This window comes from Leptolyngbya sp. DQ-M1 (genome assembly GCF_039962505.1).
Classification (GTDB): domain Bacteria; phylum Cyanobacteriota; class Cyanobacteriia; order Leptolyngbyales; family Leptolyngbyaceae; genus Leptolyngbya.
In genome coordinates, this window is sequence record NZ_JAMPLJ010000034.1 from 1 (window position 1) to 7,661 (window position 7,661).

The 7,661-nt window shown below is 47.4% G+C and carries 10 protein-coding genes; 3 read left to right on the forward strand and 7 right to left on the reverse strand.

Translation table 11 applies throughout. The annotated features are described in order from the left end of the window. The first annotated feature begins 225 nt into the window (after positions 1 to 225). Together NC981_RS25455 and NC981_RS25460 are read left to right on the forward strand one after the other, a co-directional pair. Positions 226 to 810: a hypothetical protein gene (locus NC981_RS25455; protein WP_348245581.1), complete on the forward strand. Its 585-nt coding sequence runs from the start codon at positions 226 to 228 to the stop codon at positions 808 to 810. A 502-nt stretch (positions 811 to 1,312) separates the two neighbouring features. Beyond that, complete coding sequence (locus NC981_RS25460) at positions 1,313 to 1,474, forward strand: hypothetical protein (protein ID WP_348245582.1); 162 nt, start codon at positions 1,313 to 1,315, stop codon at positions 1,472 to 1,474. A gap of 425 nt (positions 1,475 to 1,899) precedes the next feature. Here NC981_RS25460 and NC981_RS25465 read toward each other — a convergent pair whose 3' ends face one another. The 5 genes from NC981_RS25465 to NC981_RS25485 all read right to left on the reverse strand — a co-directional run bounded on the left by NC981_RS25465 (position 1,900) and on the right by NC981_RS25485 (position 4,337). Then, positions 1,900 to 2,223 carry a hypothetical protein gene (locus tag NC981_RS25465; protein ID WP_348245583.1) on the reverse strand — a complete coding sequence of 108 codons (324 nt, stop codon included), beginning with the start codon at positions 2,221 to 2,223 and terminating at the stop codon, positions 1,900 to 1,902. A gap of 124 nt (positions 2,224 to 2,347) precedes the next feature. Further along, on the reverse strand, positions 2,348 to 2,656 hold the full coding sequence (locus NC981_RS25470) for a hypothetical protein (protein ID WP_348245584.1): 309 nt from the start codon (positions 2,654 to 2,656) through the stop codon (positions 2,348 to 2,350). Continuing rightward, the gene (locus tag NC981_RS25475) at positions 2,577 to 3,314 is read right to left on the reverse strand and encodes an MFS transporter (RefSeq protein WP_348245585.1); all 738 of its coding nucleotides are present in this window, start codon (positions 3,312 to 3,314) and stop codon (positions 2,577 to 2,579) included. Before NC981_RS25475 ends, NC981_RS25470 begins: the two co-directional genes overlap by 80 nt. A 13-nt stretch (positions 3,315 to 3,327) precedes the next feature. Next, positions 3,328 to 3,507, reverse strand: a complete 180-nt coding sequence (locus NC981_RS25480; RefSeq protein WP_348245586.1) for a hypothetical protein — start codon at positions 3,505 to 3,507, stop codon at positions 3,328 to 3,330. Continuing rightward, positions 3,507 to 4,337, reverse strand: a complete 831-nt coding sequence (locus tag NC981_RS25485) for an iron-siderophore ABC transporter substrate-binding protein (RefSeq protein ID WP_348245587.1) — start codon at positions 4,335 to 4,337, stop codon at positions 3,507 to 3,509. Before NC981_RS25485 ends, NC981_RS25480 begins: the two co-directional genes overlap by 1 nt. On the opposite strand from NC981_RS25485, the gene NC981_RS25490 reads away from it, so the two are divergent. Further along, positions 4,336 to 4,578: a hypothetical protein gene (locus tag NC981_RS25490; protein WP_348245588.1), complete on the forward strand. Its 243-nt coding sequence runs from the start codon at positions 4,336 to 4,338 to the stop codon at positions 4,576 to 4,578. The genes NC981_RS25485 and NC981_RS25490 overlap by 2 nt on opposite strands. Before the next feature lie 10 nt (positions 4,579 to 4,588). Here the strand turns inward: NC981_RS25490 and NC981_RS25495 are convergent, their stop codons facing one another. Both NC981_RS25495 and NC981_RS25500 read right to left on the reverse strand, forming a co-directional pair. Beyond that, positions 4,589 to 5,590 (reverse strand): sucrase ferredoxin, encoded by a 1,002-nt coding sequence (locus NC981_RS25495; protein WP_348245589.1) that lies wholly within the window; start codon positions 5,588 to 5,590, stop codon positions 4,589 to 4,591. 12 nt (positions 5,591 to 5,602) lie between these two features. Beyond that, entirely contained in the window at positions 5,603 to 7,585 is a 1,983-nt protein-coding gene (locus tag NC981_RS25500; RefSeq protein WP_348245590.1) for a TonB-dependent siderophore receptor, read from the reverse strand. Positions 7,586 to 7,661 lie beyond the last annotated feature (76 nt).

Sequence of the window (7,661 nt, forward strand, 5' to 3'; positions counted from 1 at the left end):
CGCACATTCAGTAAGATCATTTCAGGTAGAAAGTGGTGCCATTTGAACAGGGAGTCAGCAGTCATTTAGAGCGAGGCTAGAGGAAATTAAGCTCCACCACCCTACCATTTTTGTGACACAACCCTTTTTACTGAAGTTCTGTCAAAAGTACCCTCACGGGTACTGCGTAGGTTTAAAGGAGCTTGCCATATTGAAGTTGTTATTTAGTAGGAGGCTTAGAAGATTATGACTTTAATATCAAACCAAAAACTAATGAAATTGTTTGCATTTACAGGTCTTGCTACAGTCCTGCTTTCAACAGAGCTGACGCTAGCGAAAGAAATGCAGGGTTGGAAGGTCGAAGGCAGTGGTACTGGCATCGTGGAGGGGCAGAACTACAGTTTATATAACCTCGATCAGAAAGGCTATTTAGGCTATCAGGACCGTCGAGGCGCAAACCTAGGATGGGACAAGTCACCCAATCAAGGGATGAAGCTGAAGCGCAAGAGCCCTGGCAGTGGTGCAATTAAATGCGGTGAGCTTTTCGCACTTTTCGTTGAAAAGGAATGGATAATCTACGAGAAGCAAACTACAGGCATCAATCTCTCAAGCCGCACTCAACTTGCAGACGATCGCTATCAGTGGAAGTTTACGAACTGTCAGGCAAACGACGTGATTCAACTGAATCAGCCCGTAACCCTGACAAACACAGTTGAGAATGACTCGGTAGTCGGCTGCAAGCGGGTATGGGGTGTGAACCTATGTTGGGCCAATACGGTGTTCTCCTTTAGAGGAAGCAACTACCACAAGGACGTGGTACCTAGACCATAATTGATCAACTATCGATCACTTGACTCTAGATTGCGATCAACAGGAAGTCTCAGCGTTCGCAAGAACGCTGAGACTTCCTGCTTCAAGCTCAAACGTCTGCTAGGATGAACTGCTTCCCTACTTTAGAAAAGCAGCACCTCTTAATTTCTAAGAGCAAGAATAAAGATTCTCGCGACTTTTTAAGCAGGATGAAAAAGCGATTTAAACTGAGAGTAGCGATGAAATGGCACACTCAGAACATTCAGAGAGGTGTATATTATGAAACCTACGACTTGGTATCCTGAAGAAAAGGACGAGAAGATTAATCAGTATCTAAGCCAGACTAACCGCGCACCCTATGCAACTATCTTCGCAGTGTTGATAGGGCTATTCTGTCTTCTTACCTTTGTTGTCTTGGTTAGCAGTTTTTAGATTCTCAACTTCTTCATAGCGTATGGGCGATCTCGTGTTGTTCGTCCTGGTTTAGATCGTTCTCCATTTTTAGACCTGACAGGAGGCTCAGATGGCAACTTCTAATCGGCTTGAAAATCTCAAACAAAAATTTACTTCTGATTCAACTAGTTGGGGCAGCCTACTTGTTCTGGCGCTTGGCATTGCAACGCTTGTACTGCTCATGGTGCTCTTTTCACACGGATGGCTCATGAACATCCCCTTAATCTCTTAACATCAGGAATCTCTGTTATTGCAAGGAAAACGCGGTATTGATGGTCTAGATCGTACGGCGAATCACTGCTAAAAATCCGTGCATCAGATATTCGCAAGCGGTTCTAGCAGTTGTTAGAAGCAAGAGCGATCGCTCATCGTTTGGTGTCAACTATCAGCCAGGTTCAGAAGTTCAAAAGCTGTTGAGACAGCAGGGCTCTCGTTAAATTTGTAAGATTTTAGCTGCACTGCGAAACGGTTTCGACTGATGAAATCTACGCACATGTTCTCATAGGCTCATTGCCTTTGCTCGCTGATACTGCAACTGGTCTACTCCCAATTTTGGGAACTGATTTGGAGATGTACATCAGTCAATATAAAGAGACAGGCTAAGACCTCACTCTAATGCACAAGTGGACTTATCGGAGTAAAGATTCCAAGTGGATTCTATAGGTCATCAGTTTGTTTGGTTGAAGTTGCATCATGGTCTGGGAGCATCTGCTCTACATGGCGCACCCTAGAGAACACATACCCACCCAAACCGACCAGAATCAATCCTAACGAAGTGATGACATACAGGAGCGCGACTCCTGCGCCCCGGCCAGTGCCGACAATGTTACCCAAAATAAAAGTCAACCCATTATTAGACATCATCATAGGCTCAAACACTCGATCGGCAAGTGGTCCGGCAATCAGCATCGCGATCGCGGAAATGATCTGCAAAATTAGCGATCGAGCCGCGAGAACCCGTCCTTGAATATCAGGGTGCACCTTCGTGAGCCAAATGGCTTGTTCGGAACTGGTGATACCGAATTAAACATAGAATGCGACAGATCATACTCAAAGTCCCCCAGAATGGGGGATTTAGGGGGCGAGAATCTGTCGCATCCACAAATCAATCTGGTATGAGCAGCGGAAAATTCAGCGAAGAACAGAATTGAGCGGGCAACCAAACGGACGGCATCCGCGCGAGACCAAACATCGTTTTGCTCAAGCCCGCTCCAATCATTCCTAGCAGCACACCGTGAATATGGCGTTTCGGTCCACCCCAAGCACTTAAAATCAACGCGCTACTCACTCCACCTAAACCCGCCGCAGAGGCGATCGTGCCAAGGATCTGAGCATCATTTCCGGTGCGCGCCAGAATCAGCGGGGCATAAACAGCGCCTCCTAAATCGTGAGCTAACCAAAACAGGGACGACAACGATCGCCCGTAAGCCAGGACGAGCGACAATGTAGCGAAAGCCAAACACAAGTCGATGCCAGATTGTCGCTGCCGTTTCGTGATCGTTTTGGCTGAGTGCCAGTTGAGGAATCTGCACTGGCAAGACTGTCACTAGCGCGATGCCGAAAGCAATGAGATCAATCATCGCAATTCCTGCAAGACCAATCTTGGCGTAGAGTGCACCTGCCAAAGCAGGCGCGATAATAATGGCTCCATAGTGAATTGAAGCGTTGAGACTGCTGGCACGTCCGTACTGGGATTTGGGAACCAATAACGAGATCGAAGCCGAGTGAGCCAGCGTTTGAATTTCGACAAAAATTCCTGCAATCGCGCCCAATAAGTAGATCTGCCAAAGTTGCAACTGGTGGGTGAGAAACAGACACAGAATGGTCAGCGTCGAAAGTGCCGCTACAGCATCTCCAATAATTAATAGCCATTTGCGATTCCAGCGATCGATGATCATACCTGCAAAAAACATGACCAAGATACTGGGCAGAGTAGAAAAGAATCCCACTAATGCTAGGGCGGTTGCTTGTCCCGTCAGTTCCCATGCCCAAATCTGAATGGCAAAACTGGTCATGCGGCTACCAAACGTAGACACAAGCTGACCCAGCCAGATGATAAGAAAAGTACGCATCGTGATGTAATGGCTAGGATTCAGTCTCTGCGGTAGGCAGCAGTGATCGAGCAGGAAGCAGAAGCTCGCTCACTTGCTTCAGAATGAATTTAACCGCGATCGATCCTTCGATACGGCTCCAAAGTTGGTAATCAGCAAAGTGAACTCGTTGAGCTTGACTGGCAGGCAGCGATTGAAGAATAGCAGGGATCACTACTTGCTCTCCAGCGCTATTGCATTTTTTTGTTCGACTAAATGCTGAAACAGGTCATCCAACACCTGATTTGCCGCAATCATTCCCCATCCAGCAATCCAGATGTAGCTATCAACCTCATACACTTTGTTCTGTTTGACAGGCTTCAACCGCGACCACAGCGGATGCTGTTTAAACTGCGTTAGGTTTGACTCATTGTGATCGCCCAGGAGCAAGAATATGACATCCCCATTCATTTGAGGAATCAACTCTAACGACACGCGTTCCCATAATTTGTCTTTATTCTGATCCGGAGGACGGGGCAACCCCACTTCTTGCAAAATCAGTCCGCTGAAAGACTTTTTCATGTAGATGCGAACGTTGTTTTGCCAGAAATTGACGACAGAGATTTGGGGGTTAGGCGAGCGATCGCCCATTGATCGCTTTAAGGTTTGCACTCGTTGTTCGTAGTTCTGCAAAAGCTTTTCTGCTTCTAGCGTTTTTCCTAGCGCTTCTGCTTCTTTTTTCAGCCAGGTTTTCCACAAGCGGTTGTCATCGGTTTGCACAAAAACCGTCGGTGCAATTCGAGAGAGTTTATCGTAGGTCTCTTTACTATCCCAAGTGGTTCCCAAAATCAGATCCGGCTTCAGCAGAAGAATTTTTTCTAAGTTAGGTTGGCTATAAGTTCCGACACTCTCGATGCCTTGGGTTTGATCCGCAAGATAGTCGATAAACTTACCATTACCAAGCGTGGATGCTCCGACGGGTTTGACTCCCAACGCTAAAACATTATCCAGCTTGTTGAGCACAACCACCCGTTTTGGATTGAGTGGAACGCAAGTTTGACCCATGCCGTGTTCTACAGTTCGACAGGGCGTTGAGGCAGTGGGAGCATTAGGCTTATTGCTATTCGCTGAATTGCAGGCTAACAACAGCAAAACGATCAAAGGAACAAGCAGCGATCGTGTGGCTAGACTTAAGCGCCCCGTGATCCCCGAACATTTCTTGTTTAGAAGAATTGGGGGAATTAAGTATTGTTGCTTCTTTAACAGAGAGGCATTTGACCCCGATCGCAGCATTGTTCGCATCTAATTTGATTCCTTCAACCGATGTTCGAGTAGGAAAGCCTGACGAGATTTTGAACCATGTATTGCGACATCTTGTAGGTGTCTGTGCTGCCACAGCTACCCCGCAACTGCAATGCTTGATTCGCATTTTCAATCACATCCGCTTGATACGTTTCTAAGCTGTGCTGCGAAGCAGTTCCCCCTTCGGGATCATCGAGTCTTGCAAACGTTAGTTCAACTCGATTATGGCTTTCGTCCTCGTTGTGATCAATGACTCGACCCGTTACTTGATAGTCAAACCACTCCCACCCGTGTTTCAGCAGCAATTCCCGCTCTACCACTTGCGCTGCCCAAGGAAGAACGCCCCAACCTCGGTAAACTTGGTTGAAGCATTGGATATCGCCACTCCGCGTCAGAATTGCCGTCAGCGTTTCTTGATTGAGCCTGCCGTAGTATCTGCCATCCGGAAACGCGATCGCGGTAGGCGCAAAACGATGTCCGCCGATATGACTCGCTTGCCAAAGTCGCACTTCCGAATTGAGTGCCAAACCAGCAACAGTCGAGATCGCTTGGCGATAAAACGACTGACCATACTTCGCACAGCATTTATCGTAACTGCCATGTGTGCAAACGAGAATGTCCTTAGTTTGGATTTCTACAGGTTCATTGTGCACGTCTCCGTTAGACAAAACTTCTGTTACGAGCGGCGCTACTGCATCAAGGCTAGAAACCTGGAACTCTTGCTTACTATACCCTTCTGAAAGCCCCGCTTGCTGACGAAAAATCAGGACGCTGGTGCGGTGTTCTTGCTTTGATCGATCGCGGTAAATCAGCAACGGTCTAATCGGCCGTTGATCTTGCTTCAGTTCTTGAACCAAAGTTCGCAAATTGGTGGGAACTTGCTTGGAATCAAAAGCATTCGCTGACCAAGGCGGAGGACACTCTATAAGAACGTAGATTTCAGCAGCTACAGCAGAGCCGATTAAATCCTCACCCGCGCCCTGGGACTCCTCGGCACAAAAGAAGCTGTTCATCATGAGAACCCATCCTTAGAATTCGACGGAGAGAGAACCGACTACAGTAAAAGGCGAGCCCGGATACACTAAAGAGCCTTGAGCTTCATAGTATCGAGTGCCGAAGAGATTTTTGAAGTTGATTGCCGCACGGTAATTATTTCGTCGATAAAATATAGTGGCATCGCCCCGCACAAACGAAGGCAGCTCGATCGTATTCGGCAATTCGGCTTCGCGATCGCCCACGAAAAAGATGCCGCCGCCGAACCCTAATCCTTTCAAGCTGCCGCTTTGAATTTCATAGGTTGTCCACAAGCTTGCACTATGTTGGGGCGCGTTGACCAGTCTGCTACCTACAGGCAAACTATTATCTTTGCTGACAAAGGCATCATTATAGGCATAGGAGGCAATCACATTCCAACCCGGAGCGAGTCTTCCGACCACATCTAGCTCGATGCCTCGACTTTTAATTTCACCGGCTGCGATCGAGAAATCAATATCATTGGGATCCGTGGTGGCGACATTGGTCTTCGTAATACTGTAAGCCGCGAGAGTAGCAGAAAGCCTACCGCCTAATAGCTCACTTTTCACCCCAACTTCGTACTGTGTTCCTCGTTCAGGTTCAAGCAACCCTCCACTGCTTGTTACTGCCAGAGCATTTGGCTTAAACGATTGGCTAAAACTGGCGTACAGCGACACGGGCTCGATCGGCTGATATACAATTCCAACGCGAGGCGAGAATGCGGTGTAGTTACGGCTAGAAGTCGTATCGATCAATCGGTCTTCATTCTCGAAATCAATCAGATCGAGGCGACCACCAACAAGCAGTTTGAGATTGGGAAGTAGCGCGATTTGATCCTGTAAATAAATCCCAAGTGTGTCGCTACGTCGATCGTTATCAAATACAGTGTCGAGATCAGTCGGAATCGGAGAACCGTAAACTGGATTGAAGATGTTAATCGGAGTAAACTCGGTACGCCGCAACACAGCATCATAGGTGTTGCGGCTCAATTCAATTCCTGCTAACAACTCATGTCTAACAGAGCCAGTATTGAAGTTGCTAATCAAATCGGTTTGCAGCCCAAAATCTTCGGCTTTCTCTTCAGAAACTGTGTATCTGCGTCGCAAGGTTTCACGATCGGGTTGCAGTCGAAACGTGCGAGCTTGGGCATTAGAACGATCGGCATCAAAGATTTGGGCTGTGAATGCACTTCTTAATCGTAGGTTTGGGCTAAACTGATGCTCTAAAGTCAAGCTGGGCTTGTTCCCTGTCAAGCGATACCTGTCGCTCGGTTCTCCCAAAAATCGACGAATCGGAAGCCTAAAAATCTCTGGTTCGGAAGGAAAGCCGCGATCAAAGGTTCGATCGATCTTGATGTATTCGTACTCCAAAGCCAAGTTTGTGGCATTACCGAGCTTGAACGTCAAGACTGGAGCTGCGACAAAAACTTCATTGTTGACAAAGTCGCGAAAACTACCTGCGTTTTCGTAGGCAAGATTTAAGCGATATAAAACCGATTTATCTGGAGTTAGGGGACCCGAAACATCGATCGACGGACGGTAGAAGTTGTAGCTACCAATCCTTAACTCACCGGAATAATAGGGATTACTCAACGGTTTTTTCGTGACATAGTTCACCACACCGCCTGGCTCAAACTGTCCATACAGAACAGAGGCTGGACCTTTGAGCACTTCGATCCGTTCGATGTTAGCAGGATCAGTAAAAGCGAGAAACCCGTCATCTCTAAACCCGTTTCTTAAGTTACTCGAAGCCTCTAAACCCCGAATTGTGTATCTATCGGTCGAGCCACCATATCCTTGCAGCACAGTCACACCACTGACATTGCGTACTGCGTCCCCAATACGAGTAACCTGCTGATCCTGAATCACCTGCTGAGGTATGACTTGAATTGACTGAGGAATGTCTCGTAGGGGAGTATCTGTTCTGGTTGCCGTCGCAGCACTGGGAGCACGATATCCTGATACCAAATCAAAAAATACCTGCGACAGATAGAGCATCTACGATAAAGCTAAAGCCAGTCACAGAAGCAACGGTTTCGGTGGTTAAGTCAGCAATCAGTCCGTCCACTTTCGT

Coding starts and splice junctions, on each gene's coding strand:
- NC981_RS25500 (WP_348245590.1), bottom strand. CDS start 7,585: ATGCTCTATCTGTCGCAGGTATTTTTTGATTTGGTATCAGGATATCGT.
- NC981_RS25495 (WP_348245589.1), bottom strand. CDS start 5,590: ATGATGAACAGCTTCTTTTGTGCCGAGGAGTCCCAGGGCGCGGGTGAG.
- NC981_RS25455 (WP_348245581.1), top strand. CDS start 226: ATGACTTTAATATCAAACCAAAAACTAATGAAATTGTTTGCATTTACA.
- NC981_RS25490 (WP_348245588.1), top strand. CDS start 4,336: ATGCCGTGTTCTACAGTTCGACAGGGCGTTGAGGCAGTGGGAGCATTA.
- NC981_RS25475 (WP_348245585.1), bottom strand. CDS start 3,314: ATGCGTACTTTTCTTATCATCTGGCTGGGTCAGCTTGTGTCTACGTTT.
- NC981_RS25485 (WP_348245587.1), bottom strand. CDS start 4,337: ATGGGTCAAACTTGCGTTCCACTCAATCCAAAACGGGTGGTTGTGCTC.
- NC981_RS25460 (WP_348245582.1), top strand. CDS start 1,313: ATGGCAACTTCTAATCGGCTTGAAAATCTCAAACAAAAATTTACTTCT.